The sequence below is a fragment of the Dehalobacter sp. TBBPA1 genome (genome assembly GCF_040931655.1).
Classification (GTDB): Bacteria; Bacillota; Desulfitobacteriia; order Desulfitobacteriales; family Syntrophobotulaceae; genus Dehalobacter; species Dehalobacter restrictus.
In genome coordinates this window covers 2,357,034-2,380,979 of the sequence record NZ_CP162385.1, presented here as the reverse complement: position 1 = coordinate 2,380,979, position 23,946 = coordinate 2,357,034, and the positions used below count along the sequence as shown (strand labels likewise).

General features: G+C 40.9%; 24 protein-coding genes. 23 read left to right on the top strand and 1 reads right to left on the bottom strand.

Features of this window, described 5'->3' with window-relative positions:
- Positions 1–185 precede the first annotated feature (185 nt).
- The 19 genes from AB3489_RS11695 to AB3489_RS11605 all read left to right on the top strand — a co-directional run bounded on the left by AB3489_RS11695 (position 186) and on the right by AB3489_RS11605 (position 17,861).
- Positions 186–857 (top strand): Crp/Fnr family transcriptional regulator, encoded by a 672-nt coding sequence (locus tag AB3489_RS11695; RefSeq protein WP_368293029.1) that lies wholly within the window; start codon positions 186–188, stop codon positions 855–857.
- A gap of 160 nt (positions 858–1,017) precedes the next feature.
- Positions 1,018–2,406, top strand: a complete 1,389-nt coding sequence (locus AB3489_RS11690; RefSeq protein ID WP_368293028.1) for a reductive dehalogenase — start codon at positions 1,018–1,020, stop codon at positions 2,404–2,406.
- Positions 2,407–2,428: 22 nt separating this feature from the next.
- Positions 2,429–2,746: a 1,1-dichloroethane dehalogenase gene (locus tag AB3489_RS11685; protein ID WP_368293027.1), complete on the top strand. Its 318-nt coding sequence runs from the start codon at positions 2,429–2,431 to the stop codon at positions 2,744–2,746.
- Between the two features lie 192 nt (positions 2,747–2,938).
- Entirely contained in the window at positions 2,939–4,195 is a 1,257-nt protein-coding gene (locus AB3489_RS11680) for an FMN-binding protein (RefSeq protein ID WP_368293026.1), read from the top strand.
- Positions 4,196–4,859: 664 nt separating this feature from the next.
- Positions 4,860–5,552 carry a Crp/Fnr family transcriptional regulator gene (locus tag AB3489_RS11675; RefSeq protein WP_368293025.1) on the top strand — a complete coding sequence of 231 codons (693 nt, stop codon included), beginning with the start codon at positions 4,860–4,862 and terminating at the stop codon, positions 5,550–5,552.
- 529 nt (positions 5,553–6,081) lie between these two features.
- Positions 6,082–6,885, top strand: a complete 804-nt coding sequence (locus tag AB3489_RS11670; RefSeq protein WP_368293024.1) for a methyltetrahydrofolate cobalamin methyltransferase — start codon at positions 6,082–6,084, stop codon at positions 6,883–6,885.
- Between the two features lie 87 nt (positions 6,886–6,972).
- Positions 6,973–7,608 carry a corrinoid protein gene (locus tag AB3489_RS11665; RefSeq protein ID WP_368293023.1) on the top strand — a complete coding sequence of 212 codons (636 nt, stop codon included), beginning with the start codon at positions 6,973–6,975 and terminating at the stop codon, positions 7,606–7,608.
- Between the two features lie 127 nt (positions 7,609–7,735).
- Complete coding sequence (locus AB3489_RS11660) at positions 7,736–8,623, top strand: uroporphyrinogen decarboxylase family protein (RefSeq protein WP_368293022.1); 888 nt, start codon at positions 7,736–7,738, stop codon at positions 8,621–8,623.
- Between the two features lie 124 nt (positions 8,624–8,747).
- Positions 8,748–9,407: a GTP-binding protein gene (locus AB3489_RS11655; protein WP_368294630.1), complete on the top strand. Its 660-nt coding sequence runs from the start codon at positions 8,748–8,750 to the stop codon at positions 9,405–9,407.
- Position 9,408: 1 nt separating this feature from the next.
- A complete protein-coding gene (locus tag AB3489_RS11650) occupies positions 9,409–9,855 on the top strand; it encodes a hypothetical protein (RefSeq protein WP_368293020.1) in 447 nt (148 codons plus the stop codon).
- Between the two features lie 458 nt (positions 9,856–10,313).
- A complete protein-coding gene (locus AB3489_RS11645; RefSeq protein WP_368293019.1) occupies positions 10,314–11,033 on the top strand; it encodes a Crp/Fnr family transcriptional regulator in 720 nt (239 codons plus the stop codon).
- Between the two features lie 130 nt (positions 11,034–11,163).
- A complete protein-coding gene (locus tag AB3489_RS11640) occupies positions 11,164–11,478 on the top strand; it encodes a dehalogenase (RefSeq protein WP_199698284.1) in 315 nt (104 codons plus the stop codon).
- 16 nt (positions 11,479–11,494) lie between these two features.
- Positions 11,495–12,871: a reductive dehalogenase gene (locus AB3489_RS11635; protein ID WP_368293018.1), complete on the top strand. Its 1,377-nt coding sequence runs from the start codon at positions 11,495–11,497 to the stop codon at positions 12,869–12,871.
- A gap of 326 nt (positions 12,872–13,197) precedes the next feature.
- Positions 13,198–13,509, top strand: a complete 312-nt coding sequence (locus AB3489_RS11630; RefSeq protein ID WP_368293017.1) for a dehalogenase — start codon at positions 13,198–13,200, stop codon at positions 13,507–13,509.
- A gap of 16 nt (positions 13,510–13,525) precedes the next feature.
- Positions 13,526–14,914: a reductive dehalogenase gene (locus AB3489_RS11625; protein ID WP_368293016.1), complete on the top strand. Its 1,389-nt coding sequence runs from the start codon at positions 13,526–13,528 to the stop codon at positions 14,912–14,914.
- 334 nt (positions 14,915–15,248) lie between these two features.
- Positions 15,249–16,229, top strand: a complete 981-nt coding sequence (gene sppA / locus AB3489_RS11620) for a signal peptide peptidase SppA (RefSeq protein WP_368293015.1) — start codon at positions 15,249–15,251, stop codon at positions 16,227–16,229.
- A gap of 17 nt (positions 16,230–16,246) precedes the next feature.
- Positions 16,247–16,801, top strand: coding sequence for an RDD family protein (locus AB3489_RS11615; RefSeq protein ID WP_368293014.1), 555 nt, complete (start codon positions 16,247–16,249; stop codon positions 16,799–16,801).
- Positions 16,791–17,438 (top strand): pentapeptide repeat-containing protein, encoded by a 648-nt coding sequence (locus AB3489_RS11610; RefSeq protein ID WP_368293013.1) that lies wholly within the window; start codon positions 16,791–16,793, stop codon positions 17,436–17,438. Before AB3489_RS11615 ends, AB3489_RS11610 begins: the two co-directional genes overlap by 11 nt.
- 54 nt (positions 17,439–17,492) lie before the next feature.
- Positions 17,493–17,861 carry a YccF domain-containing protein gene (locus AB3489_RS11605; protein WP_368293012.1) on the top strand — a complete coding sequence of 123 codons (369 nt, stop codon included), beginning with the start codon at positions 17,493–17,495 and terminating at the stop codon, positions 17,859–17,861.
- A gap of 204 nt (positions 17,862–18,065) precedes the next feature.
- Here AB3489_RS11605 and AB3489_RS11600 read toward each other — a convergent pair whose 3' ends face one another.
- Complete coding sequence (locus AB3489_RS11600; RefSeq protein WP_368293011.1) at positions 18,066–18,758, bottom strand: Crp/Fnr family transcriptional regulator; 693 nt, start codon at positions 18,756–18,758, stop codon at positions 18,066–18,068.
- Between the two features lie 191 nt (positions 18,759–18,949).
- Here AB3489_RS11600 and AB3489_RS11595 point away from each other — a divergent pair, with 191 nt between their 5' ends.
- The 4 genes from AB3489_RS11595 to AB3489_RS11580 all read left to right on the top strand — a co-directional run bounded on the left by AB3489_RS11595 (position 18,950) and on the right by AB3489_RS11580 (position 23,921).
- Positions 18,950–20,269 carry a reductive dehalogenase gene (locus AB3489_RS11595; RefSeq protein WP_368293010.1) on the top strand — a complete coding sequence of 440 codons (1,320 nt, stop codon included), beginning with the start codon at positions 18,950–18,952 and terminating at the stop codon, positions 20,267–20,269.
- 34 nt (positions 20,270–20,303) lie between these two features.
- Positions 20,304–20,606, top strand: a complete 303-nt coding sequence (locus tag AB3489_RS11590; protein WP_368293009.1) for a dehalogenase — start codon at positions 20,304–20,306, stop codon at positions 20,604–20,606.
- A gap of 31 nt (positions 20,607–20,637) precedes the next feature.
- The gene (locus tag AB3489_RS11585) at positions 20,638–21,894 is read left to right on the top strand and encodes a 4Fe-4S binding protein (RefSeq protein WP_368293008.1); all 1,257 of its coding nucleotides are present in this window, start codon (positions 20,638–20,640) and stop codon (positions 21,892–21,894) included.
- Positions 21,895–22,316: 422 nt separating this feature from the next.
- Positions 22,317–23,921 (top strand): spore germination protein, encoded by a 1,605-nt coding sequence (locus AB3489_RS11580; protein WP_368293007.1) that lies wholly within the window; start codon positions 22,317–22,319, stop codon positions 23,919–23,921.
- The last annotated feature ends 25 nt before the right edge of the window (positions 23,922–23,946 follow it).

Sequence of the window (23,946 nt, the reverse complement as noted above, 5' to 3'; positions counted from 1 at the left end):
CCCCTTTTAAATTACGCAAGACCTATCAATTTTGTTGCAGCCTATTTCATTTTTGTAGGTTAGGCTGTTAGTTATTTGTTTTCAAGGAGACATTATTATCAAAGTTAATAGAGTATAATTTGGGTATAATATATGAAATTTTATAGTCCTGATTCAAAATATTATAAATAGGGGGGGATTGGCATATGCTTTTTTTTCCTACCGAAAAATTTTTAGATGATTTTGATTATTTCACTCGGATATTTAGTAAAAACGGATATAGAAAAGTGCTTAAGCCAGGAGAAGTAAATACGGTCCAAGATGATTTAAGCCACCGGCTTTACTTCATTTATAAAGGAATTATAAAAACTGTTATTCGAAATGAGTATTGTGACGAAAAGATCATGACTTTTTTTAAGGAGGGTTGTATTTATGGTGATATGAGCCTCTTTTCTGGATTGCCAATTACATATTCTTCCATTAGCGTTACCGATAGTGAAGTTTACTATCTCAGTAAAGATAGAGCAATTGAATTATTCTTAGCAGACTCCGAATTTGCGCTCAAGTTAATGAGACAGTCTTGTGCGAGGCATTATTATACTTTTAAGAGAGTAGCTTCAATTAGTTTCTTAAATGTTGAAGAAAGACTAACACTCTTGTTAAAATCAGCAAGTAATTATGACAGCCAGAAAGAATGGCTTGAACCCATCATGAATCTGACCCATGAGTGTATGAGCGAAATTCTAAACGTAAACCGTACTACAATTTCTAAAATACTATGTGAATACCACAAACAAGGAATTATTAAAAAACAAGGGAGAAAAATACTGTTTTCCCGTAAGATTTATGAACAACCTAGCTTTGAAGAAACATTTTAGAATTTTTATTGGGGAACTTACTTTCGGCACATTAGTGCCATTTTTTTTGTTGTTAATGCTATATTAAAATCGTAATTATAAAGACTATTAATACGTTTTTTATGCAAAAGACGTGATAGTTACTTTTTTATATAATGTAGAAAAAAAGGAGGGTTAGGTTATGGCTAAAGAAAAATTCAATACTGATGAACCGGCAACAAAAGTTAATCGCAGACAATTTCTTAAATTCGGAGCCGGAGCTTCTACGGGTATTGCAATTGCCGCTGCAACTACTGCATTGGAAGGGAGGTCACTTATCGATCCAAAACAGGTATATGCAGGGACGACCAAGGCACTGGATGAATTCCCCTTTGATATCCCTGCAAACTACAAACCGTTTACCGGACAAAGGAGTATATATGGTCGGCTCGCATTGGGAGACAAATCACTTCAAGCAGCGAAAGAAAGTTTTTATGCAGCAAGATGGAGTGGTTATTTGAAAGATGGCTCGCCCGGTTATACTGTACTTGATGGTGCGGCTGCACGTGCATGCTTTGCCTTTGAATATTATTTTCAAGGGGTCAATGGTGCCGGCGTCGCCAATAAAGGGCCTTTTACCTGGCATCCTAAAGTGAACGAGTTTGCATTTAGGTGGGGCGATCCTGAGAGGAATATTCATTCTCCCGGTGTAAAAAATGCAGAAGAAGGAACAATGGCAGTAAAAAGAATGGCTAAAACGTTCGGTGCCCATAGTGTCGGTATTGCATCTTTTGACAGACGGTTTGTTTATAATGAAACGCTTGCTTATGTTGATCCTAACCCATTATCGGTTACTGATGGTACAGCCAAGAAGTTTATCCCTTCAGATTTTGGGTTTGAACCCAAACACGCAATCGTAATGACTATTCCCATGGAGTATGAAGGAATAAGTTGTGCCCCGACCTTTTTAGGATCGACTCAAGTAGGATTGGCTTATGCCAAGATGGGATTTGCTGCGTTTAGTTTATCCATGTTTATTAAAGATCTGGGATATCATGCGGTCCCAATAGGAAGTGACACGGCATTATCTATACCTATGGCTATTCAGGCGGGTCTAGGGGAATACAGCCGGATGGGGCTGCTTGTTACGCCTGATCTTGGTCCAAGTGTTAGAATCTGTAAAGTATTTACTGATATGCCTTTAAATCATGATAAACCTATATCATTCGGCGTAACTGAATTTTGCAATAGCTGCAAAAAATGCGCCGATCAATGCCCTGCTCAAGCTATTAGCAGTGATGCGCCTACAACTGACGGACCTTGTGGGGATATGCAAAATTCGGGGATAAAAAGATGGTATATGGACCCGGTAAAATGCTTTAGCTCATGGGGTGGGGACAACATCAGTTCATGCTGCGGAGCTTGTATAGCTTCTTGTCCGTATACTAAGCCAGAAGGTTGGCACCATACCTTAGTTAGGAGTGTAACAGGGACACCTGGCATTACACCGATCATGAAAAATATGGATGATATTTTTGGATACGGAAAATTGTATGACGAACAAGCGATAGCAGATTGGTGGAAGAAATAAAAAATAAAAGGAGGCAAAGAAAATGGCCTTGATGACTTTTATCCTGGGATTATTAGTTGCCGGTTTTGTTTGGGGTGTTAACATCTTACGAAAGAATACGAAATTATCCATTACTTGGCTTGGCTGGACAGGAGCTACCGTAAGCTTTCTGGTTTTATTGTTTGCTGTTGCTTGGTCATGGAGTTGCGTTTTAGAAGGTAGTCTCCGGTCTGCAGGAGTAGGTCTTCTTATATTTGGGGGTATTGCAGTTGTTATCGGAGCGATAACCAGGATAGTAATTATAAGAGGAATTCCTACATCTAAAAAAAATCATACTGATGGAGTAAGCCAGAGTGCATAAAGCCCTAAGTAATGCAAATAAGTACTTGGCAATATAGCTATCATAAAGGGTTTTAAGGTAAGATTAAAAGTTTTATTACAACGAAGGGGAGGGAACGCCTCCCCTTTGTATGGATTTATTGATTCCAACAGATATGCTGGTTGAACCTTCAGACGAACATTTATTTGGTACAAAAGATGGGGTAAAGTCACGATGATTAACAAAAAAGTAGAGAATAAAACAAAAAATGTGATTAAGATCATTGCTATATTGACATTAGTAATTTCATTATTTGTTAGTTGGGTGATACCCGAAAAAGATTTGCTGCCATTTGCCAAAGAAGTCCTTCCTCAAGCCCAATCCTTCCAAAAGGTCACGTCTTCTCCTCTAACATATGAGGGAATAGTTCAAGGGGGAGATGGAAAAATGCAAAGAGTTGGCTATGTAGTCATTGATCAGGCAGTGGGTTATGGCGGCCCGATTAAGATGGCTACAGGAATTGATTTGAAAGGGAAAATTCAAAAAGCAATTATTTTAAACTATAAAGATACACCTTCTTTTGTTCAGATGGTTTTGAAACATGGCTATCTAAAGCAGTTTATTGGCAAGGACATTACTGAACCATTGAACATTGAAAAAGATATTGATCGTGTCTCTGGGGCAACTTATACCTCCCGCGGAATAGCTAAGGCAATCTCCCAAGGAAGTCACGCTGTAGCAAGAACCCAGTTTAAATTGAGTGTTTCGGATGAGGAAGTTGCTTTTAAGTTTGGTTTAAAAGAAATATCTGTACTGTTGCTCGTTATTTTGATGTTAATTGGGCTTGTATTAAAAAGCAAAAAGTTAAGATGGGTAACCTTAATTGGTAGCCTAATTTTTATAGGCTTTAAATTTAATACTCCTTTTTCTCTGGCTAACGTTGCTGCCCTATTAATGGGTAACTTCCCTTCCATCCAGGAAAATCTGGTCTGGTATATTCTGATAATCGGTGTTCCAATTATTACCTTTGTGGCCGGTAGGAACCTCTATTGCTTCTGGCTTTGTCCTTTTGGTGCTTTGCAGGAAATCTTAAGTAAGATCGGCGGAGGGAATTTTAAGTGCTCTAACAAAAAAATAGAAACAAACGCCTCAAAGATTAGATATGTATTGGTATATTTGGCATTATTGGCTGCCATCTTGCTTCAATCCCCCGGCTTTGCCGGTTATGAGCCTTATTCAACGTTATTTGGGTTACAAGGTTTTGGCGTTGCGTGGCTTATTCTACCCCTGGTAATCTTTCCATCACTTCTAATAAAGAGATTTTGGTGTCGATTTTTTTGTCCGGGGTTAATACTCAATGAGATCATTTTGCGTCCCAGGAAATATATTATGGGGATTTTAGAAAAAGGGTTCCCAGAAAAAGGGAAGTTTAAAAGGGTTTCGGAAATCAAAGGGACCAAAGGAATCGAGCAATTGAAGGAATCTAAGTAAGATTTATAAATGATTAAATAACATCGAGGTTAAAGTATGAAAAGCAAATTAAGCATGGGGGATTTACTATTTATTGCATTGGTATCCGCTGTTGCCATCATGATTGTGATAAGTGAATGGCAGGCTTATCAAGCTATCCCTTAGTCAAGTATCCAGCCAGCAATGCCGCTTTAATACTATGAGCTTTTTTAGAGCTGATCCTGCCCACTATATCATACTGAAAACCGCCGAATAGCTTTTCTGACTATTAACAAAAACAACTGACAAAAGTTTTGTCAGTTGTTTTTGTGTCGCGACCTAGCTTAGCACGAATTATTTAACTAGTGAAAGGCCAGTCGATCCATTACCGTATAATGGTTATCTCCGTTGGTATATTAATATGTGCCGTCAATTGAAAATTTATCGAGCCTTCTTTCAAGCTCGGCCAGGATGTCTTTATTAGCCACACCCTCAATATAACAAATACACCCTTAGGAGCATGTTGTCATGGCTTATTGGTGCGTACGGCATCGCAAAGCAAAATAAGTATAAATTGAAGAATTTTTCATAGATTAAGCTTATACTAAATTTATGATTATTGACACAAAAGCTTTGAAATAATTGATAAAAAGGAAATTGTAAGAAAGGAGCGGGAATTATGCAGGAGAATTTCGAAAAATGGAGGGTGGGTATTCCAGATACATTTTATCCGATAAGCGAATTGCAGAAGTATGTTGAATACGGCACAGTCAAATCTTACTTAAAAGATAGTTTAGTTGTTTTACCGGGTGAAGTAATCCATAAATTTATCTATGTGCTTACCGGTAAATTGCAAGTAAACTTTCTGTTCAGCGATGGACGAGAACGAATGGTTTATTTTGGCGGGGAACATTGTATGTTCAACTATTTATTTCAACATAACTCCGACAATCGTATGGCGGCTTATATTGTAGCCTTAGAAGACAGCCAACTATGTTTTTTTTCTTGGGAACAGCTTGAAAAGATTTTTCATATGGACGGAAATCTTCTCTTTGAAATAATGAAAAATGAGAATGCCAAAGGCAATTTCTTTATGAAGCAAGCGGCCGAGATGGACTTTTTAAATCCGACAATACGGATTGTGAAATTGATTTATCAATTATGCGTTTCTCAGGGGAAGCCTGTTAATAATCATATCGAGGTCAACATTAATTTACCCTTGAAAGATATTTCTGAAATAACCGGAGCTCATTATGCAACCGTCTCCAAAGTATTCTGCACGCTGAATAAGCTTCATATTTTAGATAAGAAGAGAGACAAGATCGTTATTTTTGATATGAGAAAGCTGGAAGAATTAACACAAGAAACACAATTATTCAAACATGATGGCACTAATTAATTAGCATTTGTAAAATATTATCATTTATAAAATGATTATTTTCAATTTAAACTGAATCATTTAATTATCTTATTTTGTACAATGTACCTAGTCATCCGATTGACCAAATCGCTAAAAGAGGAGGCGAATTAGTTGTTTTACCGGGTGAAGTAATCCATAAATTTATCTATGTGCTTACCGGTAAATTGCAAGTAAACTTTCTATTCAGCGATGGACGAGAACGAATGGTTTGTTTTGGCGGCAAACATTGTATGTTCAACTATTTATTTCAATACAACTCCGACAATACGGATTGTGAAATTGATTTATTAATTATGCGTTTCTCAGGGAAAGCCTGTTAATCAAATCGAGGTCAACATTAATTTACCCCCTTGAGAGATATTTCTGAAATAACCGGAGCTCATTATGTAACCGTCTCCAAAGTATCCTGTACGCTGAATAAGCTTCATATTTTAGATAAGAAGAGAGACAAAAGGAACACAATTATTCAAAACCAGAAAAACAAAGTATTACTGGAGGTAGATTATTCATGATCATCATTGGAGAAAAAATCAACGGCGCCATCCCTTCCGTAGCGAGAGCAATCGCTGAAAAGGATGCAGGGTTCATTCGAAACCTTGCCAAAATCCAATCCGATGCCGGCGCGGATTTTATTGATGTCTGTGCATCCACGGACGTCGGAATTGAACTCGAAACCTTAAAATGGCTGATTGACTTGGTACAGGAAGTGACAGATACCCCGATTTGTATCGACAGCCCGCATGCTCAGACCTGCGTCGATGCGATTCAATTCTGCAAACGTCCGGGACTCATTAACTCTGTATCCGGCGAAGGTGACAAGATCGATGTCGTATTCCCGGTCATTGCCGATACCAAATGGGAATGCGTTGCGCTTCTCTGTGATGACAGCGGAATTTCCAAGACTGCGGAGAAACGTCTCGAAGTATTTGCAAACATCATGAAAAGAGCTAAAAAATTCAATATTGCCCCGTCCCGTCTGCACATTGATCCGCTGGTCGAAATGCTCTGCACTTCGGAAGAAGGCATCAACATGATTGTTGACGTAATCAGAGAGATTAAAAGGCAGTATCCGGCAATTCACATTACCGGCGGATTCAGCAATATTTCGTTTAACTTGCCTGCTAGAAAGCTTGTCAATCAGGCCTTCTGCGTTCTGGCAATGAACGCCGGCATGGACAGCGGGATCCTTGACCCGACGAATCAGGATTTGGTTGGTATGATCTTTGCGACGGAAGCTCTCTTAGGTCAGGATGAATATTGCATGGAATATATTAGCGCCTTCAGGGAAGGACGTTTTGGTCAGAAAAAATAGTTGTAAGCGCTGGCTCATCAAACAGCATTCAATCAGAGATTGTTATTCAATCTATTCAGAATAAAATTTTAAGGGGGATTATAAGAAATGGCTAAAATTGAAGAAGTCAAAGCAATGGTAGAGGCAGGAAAAGCAAAACTTGTTCCCGGATTGGTCCAGGAAGCGCTCGATGAAGGAAGCGCAGCAAAAGATATTCTGCAGGCAATGGTAGGTTCGATGGGCGTTGTTGGGGACAAGTTCTCCACAGGCGAAATCTTCGTTCCTGAAATGCTAATGGCCGCCAAAGCGATGGCCAAAGGTGTTGATGTCTTGAAACCGCTGATGGCTGGCGACACCTCAAACTCCTTAGGTACCTGCATTATCGGAACCGTAGCAGGCGACCTGCATGATATTGGTAAAAACCTTGTTTCTATGATGATCGAAAGTGCCGGGTTCACCGTGGTTGACCTCGGTGTAGACGTGCCGCATGAAAAATGGGTTGAAGCTATCAAAGGAAATCAAAATGTTACCTTAGTGGCTTGTTCCGGGCTTTTGACCACAACGATGCCAGCATTAAAGGAAGCCGTGCAAACGGTCAAGGCCAGTGGTTTGACAGGCTTTAAAGTTCTCGTCGGTGGTGCTCCTGTTACCCAACAATTCGCTGATGAAATCAATGCCGATGGTTTTGCTCCTGATGCCGGCAGTGCTGCAGTGAAAGCTGCTGAGTTGGTAAAATCTTTATAAGATGAAAAATCTCGCTAAAGGGAGGTAAATCAATATGACGCTGACTCAGAGAGAAAATTTTGAGATCATGCTTAACGGAGGAAAACCGGAATTCGCCCCTTTGCTGTATGAACTATATAAAGTGTGCATGTTAGCAACGAATAATACAGACCAACCATGGCAAGGCGGGAAGGATCCGTTTGGCGTAAATTGGATAGCCACGGCTGAGGGAGTCATACCGGAGTCAGGAAAAATATTATTCGATGATATCGCTGATTGGAAAAAATATGTAAGATTCCCTGATGTTGATTCTCTTGGAATTGAGCAGATGGCACAAATTGAATTGGCTGGCTTTACTGACGAAAAAAGAAAGGAACAGCCGGTTGCAGTATTTAATGCATGTGGTCTCTTTGAACGGATGGCTGCATTTATGGGGTTTGAAAATACCTTATGTGCTTTGATTGAAGATCCGGATTCCTGTCATGAATTCTTTGCGGCAATGGCAGATTACAAAATCGCTTGTATAAACCGATATATCGACGCATATAAGCCGGATGTTATCATCTATTTTGATGACTTGGCAACTGCTCGTGGGATGTTTATGTCACCAAAAACCTATCGCGAAGTCATAAAGCCGTACCACAAAAGAATCGTTGAGGCTGTGACTTCCCGTGGCGTTATCTTTAATCAACATACATGTGGGAAATGTGAAGATATTATCGAAGACTATGTTGAAATGGGTATTAAAATATGGGATGCTGCTCAGGTTTGTAATGATTTGGAGGGAATCCTGACGAAGTATCATGGCCGCTTAATTGTAGAAGGCGGTTGGGATACATCCGGACCTGCCAGTTATATTGGCGCTCCCGTAGAGGTGATCATTGAAGAAACGAAAAGATGTGCAGAGCAATACGGAAAAAAAGGAAATTTTATACTGTTCCCAGTAATCATGAACGAAAAAGGACATGCCTTTATGACCGGTGACGAAAGAATTCCTGCGTTAATAATGACTTGGAATCAAGTCAATAAGTTATAATACACTCAATAGAATAAATATTTAAACCATCATTTAAGTGAAAGATTGCAAAATCCTCTGGATAATTTTATTCAAGGGGATTTTGCTTATATTCGAATAGCAAACAGATTTCTCTATATAAGTACTGGAGAGGGCTCAGAAGCACGATTATACTGAAAAGGAGAGGGTTGCCATCAAAGTAATCATATTAAGCGGATTCTTGGGGTCAGGTAAAACCAGTGTGTTAATACAGCTTGCAAGACATCTCGTTGAAACTTCTAATGGTAATGAGAACGACAAAAAGGTTGTAATCATAGAAAATGAAATCGGTACAGCCGGAATTGATAACCTTCTACTAGAGAATGAAGATTTTACCGTCAAGAACCTTTTTGCCGGCTGCGCCTGCTGCACATCTTCGGCTAAACTTACGGATACAGTTGATTATCTTAGTAAGGAGTACAGCCCGGAATGGATCATCATTGAGGCAACTGGTCTTGCTTTTCCGAGCAAAATAAAAAGCGCGGTGGAGACCGAACTCGGGATGCAGGCCATGACGATTATTGTTGTCGATGCCAAACGGTGGTTCCGATTGGTTGGTGCGATGGAAAACTTCGTCTCAGAGCAGCTGGAGGATACAAAGTCAGTGTTAGTTAACAAGATTGATTTAATGGATGAAACGACAGTGGAAAAAGTACAGGAGAGTATCCGGAAATATAACCGGGATGCGTACTGTTATCCTATATCCGCTACAAACGAGCTTTCGGCTGGATTCTGGGACGATTTATTTGAAAAGGCGGGGATCTAAAATGGCACACGAACACCATGAACACCATGAACACGAAGGCCAAGCCTGTCAGTGCGGACACCACCATGACGAGCAGCATGAACAGCATGAGAAATCGGTGCTCTGCAATCAGGAAGAAATCACAGTTACCCACCATGAAGGAGCCGTCATTTTATCTACTGAACGTGTCATTGCCAAAGAATATTCGTGGGTAAGGGATAGGCTCAACAAAGAGCTACAGTCCTTAGCAGGTTGGGTTGAAGATCAGGGAGGGCTTGTGGGGCATATCAAGGCTTTTCTTACTGAAACCGGCTATACCTGCATGCTATCCACGACAGGCGAAGATGTACAGATCAAGGAAACCTTGAAACCAAAAGTCACGGCCAAAATTACCCTGATAGTTTTTATTAACAATGAAAATGAATTATATTCTAAATTAGCAGAAACGTTAAAAAAATTAGTCAATTAACTTTCCAGAAATTATGACGAGCGTAAAGATGATTTTCCTCCGGGAAACATTATAACTGTTTAAATTCTATCCCATGACTCAAAACTTAATCATGATATACTTTTTGGATAATCAGGTTCTAATATTAGGGTAAGCATTTGCACTGTGTTGCTCATAATATGAGGAAGATGGTAGTACTAACTGATAAAAGATGAGCTGAAAAAATTGGGCTAGATAGGTTAAGGGGACGTCGCGAAATAAAGTTTCGTTACGCCCCCTTCGTGGCCGTGTTTAACCACACCCTCAATATAACAAATACACCCTTTTGTTATAATAGCCGGGATACTTAGGGTTTATTGGTGCGTACGGCATCGCAAAGCAAAATAAGTATGAATTGAAGAATTTTTCATTAATTAAGTCTATACTAAATTTATGATTATTGACAAAGGAAATTATAGAGAGGAGTGGGAATTGAAATTATGCAGGAGAATTTTGAAAAATGGAGGGTGGGTATTCCAGATACATTTTATCCGATAAGCGAATTGCAGAAGTATGTTCAATACGGTACTGTCAAAGCTTACTTAAAAGATAGTTTAGTTATTTCACCGGGTGAAGTAATCCATAAATTTATCTATGTGCTTACCGGCAAATTGCAAGTAAACTTTCTGTTCAGCGATGGACGAGAACGAATGGTTTATTTTGGCGGCAAACACTGTATGTTCAACTATTTATTTCAATATAACTCCGACAATCGTATGGCGGCTTATATTGTAGCCTTAGAAGACAGCCAACTATGTTTTTTCTCTTGGGAACAGCTTGAAAAGATTTTTCATATGGACGAAAATCTTTTCTTTGAAATAATGAGAAATGAGAGCGCCAAATGCAATTTCTTTATGAAACAGGCAGCCGAGATGGACTTTTTAAATCCGACAATACGGATTGTGAAATTGATTTATCAATTATGCGTTTCTCAGGGGAAGCTGGTTAATAATCATATCGAGATCAACATTAATTTACCCTTGAGAGATATTTCTGAAATAACCGGAGCTCATTATGTAACCGTCTCCAAAGTATTCTGCACGCTGAACACGCTTCATATTTTAGATAAGAAGAGAGACAAGATCGTTATTTTTGATATCAGAAAGCTGGAAGAATTGACACAAGAAACACAATTATTCAAACATGAGGGCACTAACTAATTAGCAATTGTAAAATATTATTAATTTATAAAATGATTATTTTCAGTTTAGACTGAATCATTTAATTATCTTATTTTGTACAATGTACCTAGTCATCCGATTGACCAAATCGTTAAAAGAGGAGGTGAAAATGATGGGTACATTGTTGATTTTTGTTGCTGGCGTGTTATTTTTAGCCGCGATTCTTTTTATTAAACCTCGCGCCAAAATGGAGCAAATGTGGAGAACAGTAATTAACTGGGTCTTATTCGTGATTTGGTATGCTGTTACCTGGACGGGAATTTCCTTTATCTACATCAACGCATCCGTAGGGCATGTTAAAGCAACGAGTACTGCAATATTCTTATTTGGAGGATTAGCTATCATCCTTGCAGTTGTACTGGCACGTTTGTTAGGCTTCATCACGATTGGAAAAACGAAAAAGACAAATACTGAACAAGCTTGAAAAGAGGTCAAAAAGAATGAGTAGTGAGCAAAAAAAACAACCTCAAATCAACCGAAGGAATTTTCTGAAAGCCGGCGCTGCAGCTACATTCCTTGGTGTTGCCGGAGTATTAAAAACACCTGGTAAGTTTGCAAGTGCAGCAAGCAGTGTGCAATATGCTGCTGCGCCAAAAGGACAATGGTCCAAAATTCATCCTGTGCACGATATGGGCAGTGCTGCAGTACGCTATGTGGAACATAATGATCAATGGTTGGGAACCACTAAGATTGTTGGAAAGATCAAGAATATCAGCGAAGCTGACGGTGGCGGTGGACTGCTATTAAGAGGTAAACTTGGAGATAAGGCATTTCGAGGATTCATGACGCAAACTCTGAGATCCCCTATAAACACAGCAATTGCTCAAGCCGCTGGTCCTATTGCTTCGCCGGCAGTTATGGAAGGAAAGCCTGCTCCTCAGAAAATGGCGATACCTGATCCTGAGCAAATGTCAATGCATATTAAAGATCTGGCTTACTTTCTGCGTGCAGATGATGTAGCAATTGGTAAAATGCCGGAATATGCCTACTTTTCCTATCATACATTAAACGCGTTTGATTTGGCGAAAAAACCTGTAGAGGAATGCGTCGTACCTGTAACTGAACGGATGCCATATGTCATCACCGTTTTGAGAGACCAACATTTAGAAACGATGCTGGGATCCACTGGCTATGACGGGATCAGTGATGCGCAGTCCTTTAATGCTTATCACCTTACAGCTAATATATCTGTCATCATAGCAAATTACATTCGCAAACTTGGTTATAATGCAAGGGCCTCTCATGCTTTCAATAACATTTTGGCACTTACCCCTTGTCTTATCGCAGCCGGGTTGGGAGAGCTGTCCCGCACAGGTAACACCAGTGCCCATCCCCGGCTCGGATTCCGCACTAAAGCTGCTGTCGTTACTACGGATCTGCCGCTTGCTCCGGATAAGCCAATCGATTTTGGCTTACAGGATTTCTGTAGAGTGTGTAAGAAATGTGCAACGGAATGTCCGGCTCAAGCCATTTCCTATGATGCCGATCCTGTGGAATATAACGGATACTTGCGCTGGAACGTCAATTCTAATACGTGCCAAATATTCCGGGTAACAAACGAAGAAGGTATTTCCTGCGGACGGTGCATGAAAGTCTGCCCATGGAATTCCAAAGAGGATTCATGGTTCCATCAGGCGGGAACTTGGATCGGAAGCCAGAATTCGACAGGAGCCAGTCTCCTTAAATCGATTGATGATATGTTCGGATATGGCACCGAGCAGATCTTGGATTATAAGTGGTGGCTTGAATGGCCGGAAAACCACAAAATTCCGGATGCATTGACTTCAACAAGGACTTCATTGACAGGTGTAAAATAAGCATATCCAACGCTTAATATGGAGCGATTTCCTTCATCTGAGTACTCCACGTGTGTCTGGACAAAGAAGAGATGAAGCGCAGAAAGGTTAGCCACCAAGCAAAGGGGACTAACCTTTCTTCTACATACTCACTGTTATTATTTTATTATCTGTATCAATCTAGCAATTGTCCCGTATGCAGCTTACCTAAAATATTATCATTTTCAATCTAGATTGAATAAAATATTTCCATTTTCAATTTAGATTGAATCATTTAATTACCTTATTTTGTACAATGTACCTAGTCATCCGGATTGACCAAATCGCTAAGAGAGGAGGTGAAAATAATGGGTACATTGTTGATTTTTATAGCTGGCGTGTTATTTTTAGCCGCGATTCTTTTTATTAAACCTCGCGCCAAAATGGAGCAAATGTGGAGAACAGTAATTAATTGGGTCTTATTCGTGATTTGGTATGCTGTTACCTGGACGGGAATTTCCTTTATCTACATCAACGCATCCGTAGGGCATGTTAAAGCAACGAGTACTGCAATATTCCTATTTGGAGGATTAGCTATCATCCTTGCAGTTGTACTGGCACGTTTGTTAGGCTTCATCACGATTGGAAAAACGAAAAAGGCAAATACTGAACAAGCTTGAAAAGAGGTGAAAAAGAATGAGTAGTGAGCAAAAAAAACAACTTCAAATCAACCGAAGAAATTTTCTGAAAGCCGGCGCTGCAGCCACATTCCTTGGTGCTGCCGGAATATTAAAAACACCTGGTAAGTTTGCAAGTGCAGCAAACAACTTCGCTGTGCAGTACGCTGCTGCGCCAAAAGGACAATGGTCCAAAATTCATCCTGTGCACGATATGGGCAGTGCTGCAGTACGCTATGTGGAACATAATGATCAATGGTTGGGAACCACTAAGATCGTTGGAAAGATCAAGAATATCAGCGAAGCTGACCATGCTACTGGACTGACATTAAGACATCTACTTGGTGAAGAAGGAGCTAATGGGGTTGGAGATAAGGCATTTCGAGGATACTTGACCCAAACTCCGAGATCCCCTTTAAACACAGCAATTGGTCAAGCCGCTGTTCTTCTTGCTACGCCGGCAGCTGTGGCAGGAACAGGAAAGCCTAATCCGGATAAATTGGCGATACCTGATCCCGAGCAAATGTCAATACACATTAAAGATCTGGGTTACTTTCTGCATGCAGACGATATAGCAATTGGCAAAATGCCGGAATATGCCTACTATTCCTATCATTGTCTAGATGTGAAAGGTATGGCGAAAAAACCTCTAGAGGAATGCATCGAACCTGTAACCGAACGGTTGCCATATGTCATCGGCTTTGTGAAAGACCAACATTTAGAAACGATGCTGGGTTCCACTGGCTATGACGGGATCAGTGATGCGCAGTCCTTTAATGCTTATATCTCTACAGCTTTAATATCTGTCATCATAGCAAATTACATCCGCAGGCTTGGTTATAATGCAAGGGCCTCTCATGCTTTCAATAACATTTTGGCAGTTACCCCTTGTCTTGTCGCAGCCGGGTTGGGAGAGATGTGCCGCACAGGTAACACCAGTCTCCATCCCCGGCTCGGATTCCGCCATAAAGCTGCTGTCGTTACTACGGATCTGCCGCTTGCTCCGGATAAGCCAATCGATTTTGGCTTGCAGGATTTCTGCAGAGTGTGTAAGAAATGTGCAGCGGAATGTCCGGCTCAAGCTATTTCCCAGGATGCCGATCCTGTGGAATATAACGGATACTTGCGCTGGAACGTCAATTCTAAAAAGTGCAGTATATTCCGGACATCAAACGAAGAAGGTATTTCCTGTGGACGGTGCATGAAAGTCTGCCCATGGGATTCCAAAGAGGATTCATGGTTCCATCAGGCGGGAACTTGGATCGGAAGCCAGAATTCGGCAGGAGCCAGTCTCCTTAAATCGATTGATGATATGTTCGGATATGGCACCGAGCAGATCCTGGATTATAAATGGTGGCTTGAATATCCAGAAATGTACAAGATTCCGGAAACTATTGTATTGAAGTAAAGTTTTCATTACTTCGTTTAACAAAACATCTTCGCCAGCTATACTGGTGTGGCTGCCAATTACGAAAAAATCCTGAAACCTTGTTAAAAACGTGATAGAGGAAGATCCGTAAACCTCCTGGGTATGTGCTCCGGGAGGTTTATCGTCTTAAATATGGGTATTTTGAAGGAAAGTGCAGAAATTTAGCGAATTATTCTAAAAGTTTATATTAACAGAAAAGGAAATAGTTCCGTTTTTAAATACGAGAGGTTTTGCATAGAATAACATCTAAGACATACAAAATTATATCCAATCTTAATTTATGATCAATGTTGAAAAACAGTAGGAGGAGAGTATGAATAAAAAACGCTGGATTTCTATCGCGGTTATCGTTGTTTTGCTGGTGATATACGTACAGACAGATGTTATTTCCGGAGGAACAAACATGGGAAAATTGGAAAAATCCCTGTTGCCTTCGGAACCCTCATTCACCACCGGGACTTATCAGGAAGGAACCGGTAAAACGATTGCGCTGATTAACGTCAACGGAACCATTCAGTCGGGGACTGATTCATTGTCATCCACCGATACCTATAATCACCAGATATTTTTACAGGAAATCGAAGATGCCTTTACCAATCCTGAGATTCAGGCGGTTGTCCTGGCAGTTGATTCACCTGGCGGCGGGGTATATGAAAGTGATGAGATTTATCAGAAACTGATCAGTTTAAAAGAAAGATACCCAAAACCTTTGGTTGTTTCCATGGGTACATTGGCAGCCTCAGGTGGTTACTTTATTTCGATGCCTGCGGATGAAATTTTGGCGACTCGGGATACGCTGACCGGATCCATCGGCGTCATTATGAGCACGTATAATTACAGTGAGCTGGCAAAAAAATTGGGTGTTGAGGAAATTGTTTTCAAAAGCGGCAAAAACAAAGACATCATGAATCCGATGCGTGAAGCGACGGAGGAAGAAAAGCAGATCATGCAGGGAATCATTGATGAGTATTATGGCTATTTTGTCGATGCAGTGGCTAAAGGAAGAAAAATGGACCGTCAGGCCGTCATCAAAGTCGCCGATGGAAGGATTTATACAGCGATGCAGGCCAAATCGCTGGGACTCATCGATCAGATCGGCGATCTGGATGGAGCGATTGCCGAAGCAGCAAAAATGATTAACGAAAGTGATCCCGCCGTTATCCAATATCAAAATGAAACGCTGTTTAATTTGAATCGGCTCTTCTCCATGGTGTCGCCCCAACTTGATTTCTTGGGGATCAAACAGAATTTGCAGGACAGCGCGGCCCCTACCGTGATGTACCTGTATCGCTAAAGGAGCGTGACTTAGCCATGGATATTGATAATATGACAAACAGCGGTGATCAGACAGCGGAAAGTGCCAATACAGTGGAAAGTGTCAATGTTGTAGATTTAAGAGTCGTTGGTTTTTGGACCCGATTTTGGGCCTTTATCATTGATCTGGCAGTCATTACGATGAGCAGTCAGATATTTTTCCGGGTTATATGGCCGGCAGGTCTTGAAACGACAACCATCAAATCATTTTTCCTGATCAATGCACTCTTTCCAGGCATCTGGGGAAGTATATATTTCGTTTTGCTGACAATGTATTTCGGACAAACACTTGGGAAAATGATCATGGGAATTAAAGTTGTAAGCCAAGATGGTAGCCCGCTCAGTTGGTCTGCAGTCGCCATGCGGGAAGTCGTCGGGAGAACACTGGCACAGTTGCTCGGCACCTACCTGGGTTATTTGATTTGCGCGTTTCATCCCCGGAAACAGGCCTTAACCGATATCATCGGCGATACCTATGTGGTTTATGCTGGGGATAAAAAGAGGGGCAAATGGGTTCAGATCCCGGTAGCATTGAGTGCCAATGCAGAATAATCAATTTTATGCGACCCGCCCAATATTTGATAATGAACTGGAACCTGCCACGTTGGCAAGAGAGAATATCACAGACGAAGCAATGTTTTCCTACGTGGAAGTAAACGACTGCACGCTTGATCATATTGAAGCGGACCGGATCATGTTTAAACAAGTCGTCTTTCAAAAAGTCATGTTTACTGAAGCAATCTTCCGGTATGCCGACCTGATGAATGTCCGGTTCCAGAATTGTGATTTATCCAATGCTGACTTTAGTGAAGCCATCCTGCATCGGGTCGAGTTTATTAACTGTAAGCTGATAGGGATTAACTTGAGTGAAGCCACGCTGCGGGATGTGACCTTTGAAAACTGCAATTGCCAATATGCTTTTTTCAGTTATGCGAATGGCAAGCAGGTATCCTTTCTGCTATGCCAGCTGGCTTCCGCGGATTTTAAAAACTCTGCATTTACGAAAGTCGAGTTTCCGGATTCCAATCTTCGGCAGGCGCAATTCAATTTCACCAAGTTGAAAGGCATCGACTTCACCAGCTGTGATATTGAAGGGCTGGGTGTTAACCCTGCCGACGTGAACGGAGCTGTCGTCAATGCGATGCAGGCTGTTTCTCTGGCCGGCTTGCTCGGACTTGTTATCAAATAAGCAGAACAAAGACTATAGGCTTAGACGTTCAATGCGGATTGGAGGAAAACAAAGATGAACTTCATCGGCAATCTGATTTGGTTGATATTCGGCGGCATTATCGGAGCAATTCTCTGGTTTGTGGCGGGCTTGGTTTTGTGTGTCACAATCGTCGGCATTCCTTTTGGCCTGCAGTGTTTTAAAATATCCCTGCTCGTTTTGTGGCCATTCGGCAAAGAAGTTATTCTTGGCGGCTTTGGGGTGGGGGGATTACTTTTAAATATTCTCTGGCTGGTTTTTCTGGGATGGGAGCTGGCCGTACATCATTTAATTATCGGCCTTGTTTTCTGCATCACCATCGTCGGCATTCCGTTTGGGCTCCAGCATTTTAAGTTTGCCCAGCTGGCTTTGATTCCCTTTGGGGCAAAAATTGTGGACAAATAAACCATTTCCATTAATATCCTGATTAATAACGCAGTAAAAAAGAACGCCATTTTAGGCGTTCTTTTTTTAGTAGTGCCTTTATCGAAAAGGTACTTTAAGCAATGGTAATAATGGAATAAATAAAAAATTAGTCATAAAAAATATTTATCCGGTGTATTTGGGGACTTGAAGTCCTGGGGCAAGTTATCTTGAAGAGTATCAGATTTAGAGTTGGGATTGTAACATCGTTTGATAGTCTGTTAACTTCTGGATGTCTTTGATATAGTAATACCCGTTCGTCTGTTCGATTAACATTAATTCCTTTAATTTCTTGATAATCCTTAATGTCGTAATTCGATTTATACCAAGAAGATTGCTGATAAACTGCTGGCTGATTTTAATATTTAATTTGATTTTTGTGTCTTCTTCTACCCCGAAATTCTCGGCAAATGTTAAAAAAAGGTTGCACATCCCCCATTCCGTATCATGATAGAGCAATTCATCAACATGGTTCATATTGGAATAAAATTTCTTTGTAAGGGATTGCAAGAGAAAAAGCGTTACATTTAAGTCTGTTGACAATAGATTCAATAGTTCTTCTTTCTTCATAAAGACGAGAGTGGTATCCTCACTCGCTTCAAAGTAACAAAAGACCGGAACATCAAAAAGGACATTGGACTCCAAAAAAATGCTGCTCTTCTCAAGAATGCATATGATTCGTTCATTTCCTTTGGGCGAGAATTCCGAAGCAATTACTCTGCCTTCCTTGACAAAATAAAATCCTTCCATGATATCCCCAGGAGACGCAATAACTGTGTTTTTTTTAAAGAATAATTCCTTGCCGTTTTCAATCAATGTTTTGGAAAAGTTATCCAGCCTGTAAATTCTTGAGAATTCTTCAACGGATGTATGTTTCATAAAAATCAAACTCCCTAATATTGATTATAGTATCTCTCCTTTCTGCATTAATTATTATCACATACTAATTATACTTTTATTAAAATAAATAAAAATGTAGTCTAGACTACATTTGTAGTGCGGACTTCTACTATTAATTTTGAGAAATGATAACTTATTGGTAGAAAATATTTTTAGGGAGGAGTTGTACTATGGATTTGGGTAAAGAAAAAACTGAAAGCACAGAACAAGAAAAGGCTATTTCCAAAAAATTTAGTAGACGGGGTTTCTTAAAAACCTCAGTCGGAATGGGGGTTGGGGCAGCAGGCGCAGCTCTGGTAGGTTACGATGGTAGCATAGCCAATGCTGCAGAGGTTGTACAGCATGATTCGTATCCGGTGGAAATTTCCGCAGATTACAAACGGTATGATCAAAAACAAAATGTGATTATGCGTGCAATGTCGGGAGATCCGAAGGTTAAACCTTCATTTGACACTTATTTTGGAAAACACATGGGCTGGATACCGAATAAGGTAGCAGATGGTTACGGAAGACTTGAAGAAGCTTTGAAAGCCGGTGCCTTTGGGGTAGAGGATGGTATCAACGGTTATCATGCTCCTGGTTTTGCCAGTCAGGGATTATATGAATGGAAGGAACCGCAAATTAGCGGCAAAGTAAACCCTGAGAAATACAATTTTGAGAGCCCTGAAGCTGCAAGTAAAGCTGTTAAAAAGGCGGCAAAATTCTTTGGTGCAAGTCTGGTAGGAATAGCCCCTTATGACGAGCGGTGGGTATTTTCACGTGTATTCAATATAGAAAAAAACGATAGCGTTCCTAACGTACTCCCGTTTGAACCTAAAAGTGTTATTGTTATGGCTCTTGAAATGAGTTACGAGGGCTTCCAAGCTGCCCCGACATCTCTTGAACTTGCGTCTGCCGGAAATATTTATTCCAGTATGAGTGTTGTAGTAAATAAAATGTCTCATTTTGTTAGAGCTCTAGGTTACCAAACCGTACCCTGCGGCAATGACACTGCCTTGAGCGTTCCTTTGGCGATTCATGCCGGGCTGGGAGAACTCAGCAGAATAGGAATTGTTATAACTCCGGAATTTGGACCGAGACAGCGGTTCTGTAAAATATTTACAGATTTGCCTTTGGCCGTTGACAAACCGATTACTTTTGGGGTCAAGGAGTTTTGCAAGACCTGCAGGAAATGTGCGGATGCCTGTCCTTCGCAAGCGATAACCCATGATAAAGAACCAAGTTTTGAAGTCGCAACGGTCTCCACAAATGGCGGTGTAAAAAGATGGGCCGTGAATGCTGAGAAATGTTTGTCACAGTGGGCTGACGCTGGTACTGACTGCGGGATCTGTATAAAAGTATGTCCATACAACAAACCTAGTGAATGGCACCATGACTTAGCAAAATTTGCTACAAAGACGCCTGCAAGACCGATTCTGAGGTACTTTGATGATTTGTTCGGATACGGAAAATCAACGGTTGCTGAGGCCGTAAAGGATTTCTGGAAATAAATAAGAATGTATTAATGAGAAGAGGAGAGATAAAATGATAATATTTTGGATGTTCCTGGGAGCATTAATAGCGTCATCATTTTGGTTTGTTTATATCAAATTCCAGGCCGCAGGCAAAATGTCCGTAGTCCGCTGGATTTTAACGTCCTTATCTATACTGTGGGGAGCATTTACTCTGGCTTGGATCGTCAGCAGCATCGGCGAAGGCGAGATGCAGGCGGCGGGCATGGGACTGTTAATCTTCGGAGCGATTTTTCTTGTCCTAGTAATCGTTACGGCACGGTTGAATTCTTTGATACCTTCAAAAAAGAAAGCCAATAAAGTAGAGGCCGCGTAACAACAATAAGGACCTTTATCAGGAGCAAGAAATGAAAAACACAGCAAATAAAATGATTGTATTTGCAGCAACAGTTGTATTCCTCCTAACGTTGGGTTTCAGTTGGACTCATACAGATAACGATACCATACCGTTTATGAATCAAGTTTTTCCGGAAGCGCAATCTTTTCAAAAGATTGCGTCTTCCCCTGTTATTTATGAAGGAAGAATCCAAGGGAAAAACGGTGAGGAAGAAAAAATAGGTTACGTCGTAATCGAGCAAGCGGTTGCTTATGGCGGGCCGATTAAAATGGTCACCGGAATCGACCTTAAAGGAAAAATTGTAGGGACGGTTATTGCCGCCCATAAGGATACGCCATCCTTTATCGATAAGGTCATCGAACAGAAATACCTGGATAAATTCATTGGAAAAGACATCACGGACCCCTTGTCCATTGACAAGGATATTGACCGTGTTTCCGGTGCCACATTTTCTTCCCGGGGAATTGCCAAAGCGGTTTCCCAGGGAAGCCATGCCATAGCCAGGGGCGAGTTCGGGCTGGATGTGAAGGATGAAGTAGTGCCGTTTAAGTTCGGGGCAAAGGAAATAGCCGTTATCGCTTTGATCATCCTGGCGGTGATTGGCGTCGCCTTCAAACAGAGAAAACTGCGCTGGATTGCCCTGATAGGCAGCTTGGTCTTCATTGGCTTTCAATACAATACATCGATTTCCCTTGCCAACATTGCTGCATTATTAATGGGGAATTTCCCACCAATCCGTGAAAACCTCGTTTGGTATATCCTCTTAATCGGAATCCCGGTGATCACCTTGATATTAGGAAAGAATGTTTACTGTTTCTGGCTTTGCCCGTTTGGCGCCTTGCAGGAAATAACCGCAAAAGTAGGCGGCGGTAAATTCAAATGCTGCAATAAAACGATCGAAGCAAAAGCGGCTAAAATAAGATATATACTCATCTACCTGGCACTGATAGGAGCATTTCTGACAAAGACACCGAGTTTTGCCGGTTATGAACCATTTGCTACTTTATTTGGACGGCAGGGATTCGGTATCCAGTGGCTTATTTTACCGGTCGTGATTTTTACTTCTTTCTTTATCAGCAGATTCTGGTGCAGGTTTTTCTGTCCAGGCTTGATACTCAATGAGATCATCTTACGTCCCAGGAGATATATCATGGGGATTCTGGGAAAAGGAATTATAGAAAAAGGGAAACTGAAAAAGGTTCCGGGAATCAAACGAATCGAAGCAAGATCTGCAAATGAATTGAATAACATCGAGGTTAAACAATGAAAAGCAAATTAAGTATGGGGGATTTAATATTTATTGTATTGATAGCCGCCGTCGCCATCATGATTATGATAAGTGAATGGCAGGCTTACCATGCTATCTCTTAACAAATATTTTGATTTATGGTATATAATTATAAACCATCTCTATATGTTGTAATCATATAAAATATTGCCTATGACCCGGGCTTTCAGCCCCGGTCATTTTTTTCATTGGCGACTTCTGTGAGGGATGGTCAGCATCAGCTGCCATTTAATTCGTAATTTTGGCCTTATAATTTTTTAACCGTTGCAAATCTTTAATAAAATATTAGCCGTTTGTTTGCTCGATCAAATTCAGTTCTTTTAATTTATTGATCACCTTTATAGTGGAGTATCAATTTTTTTGAAATGGTAAGAATAAGGTTAATGACCGAATAGTGGAAGGTGCGCACAATTTTGTTTGAATATATAAAAAAAATACGCTATTTGTGGCAGAACCAAAATTCAAACAATGAGCAGGTCAGGCGAACACAGAAAACCTGTCGGCGACTATCCAAGGACCTAAAAAAAAATGTTGAGTATATCCGTAGTAGTCTAGGCAATAGTATGGATCTCATAATAAGGGACTTTTCATTAGGATCTAAGCTAGAAACCGAAGGTGTACTGATCTATCTGGATGGTATGGCGGATCTCAATAACCTCAACGATAATATCATGAAACCATTGATGAGCGATAAACGGATAGATAGTACTGCCTTGGCGGGTCTGGAACTGCTGCAATTAATAAAAAAAACAATACTTACCGTTGGCTATGTCAAAGAAGTAACCGTCATTGAAGAAGTCATAAAAGAGTGTCTATCCGGAAGCATTGTTTTTTTGATTCATGGAGCTTCAGGGGCGTTAGTTATGATCGGCGGAGGGGGAGAGAGCCGAAGTGTGGAGGTGCCTCCGACGGATTCTGTTGTCCGGGGGCCGCGAGAAGGATTCACGGAAAGAATTATTACGAATATTACATTGATTCGCCGAAAGTTGAAAAATCCAAATTTTACTTTAGAAACATTGATCTTAGGAGAACAATCTAAGACAACGGTCTGTATTGCTTATTTAAAGGGAGTTGTCAATCCGAAACTGATTTCGGAGATTAATCGCAGGCTCAATCGGATTCAAACAGATGGGATTCTGGAGTCAGGATATATTGAACAATACATCGAAGATGCGCCTTTTTCACTTTTTGCCACGGTAGGCAATAGTGAAAAACCGGATATTGTCGCAGCCAAAATGTTGGAGGGGCGGGCAGCAGTCCTCATTGACGGAACCCCTTTTGTTTTAACCGTGCCAGCGCTTTTCATTGAAAGCTTTCAAAGTCCGGAGGATTATTACATCAGGCCTTTTTACGCCAGCTTGGTCCGGATCATCCGATTTATCGCTTTCATGATTGGTATCCTTGCTCCGGCAGTTTATGTTGCTATATCCAGCTTTCATCAAGAATTAATTCCAACTCCCTTGCTGTTTACAATGGCAACTGCGGAAGAAGGCGTTCCTTTTCCAGCTGTGATGGAAGCGCTGCTCATGGGTCTCATCTTTGAGATATTGCGAGAAGCCGGGATCCGTTTACCCCGGCCTGTAGGTCAGGCTGTCAGTATTGTCGGTGCGTTGGTAATCGGAGAGGCAGCCGTCTCTGCCGGTCTGATCGGTTCGCCAATGGTGATTGTGGTGGCGTTGACTGCGATCGCCAGTTTTACGTTGCCGGCACAGACCGATTCAGAAGCGATTTTACGGATTCTTTTTGTGCTGTTTGCCGGTACTTTGGGAGTATATGGAATTATGTTGGTTTTTTTGGTATTGCTCGTCCATCTGGCCTCATTACGATCCTTCGGAACCCCGTATTTATCACCACTGGCACCTTTCAGCCTCGGCGATATGAAAGACACGTTTGTAAGGGCCCCTCTTTGGGCGATGATCTTTCGTCCGCGTGCCATCAGCTGGCACGATCCCCAAAAACAGGAATTTCGATTAAGCCCTGAAAAATCCAAAAAAACCAGGAAATGATTTTACTGAGGGAACCATGAGAAAG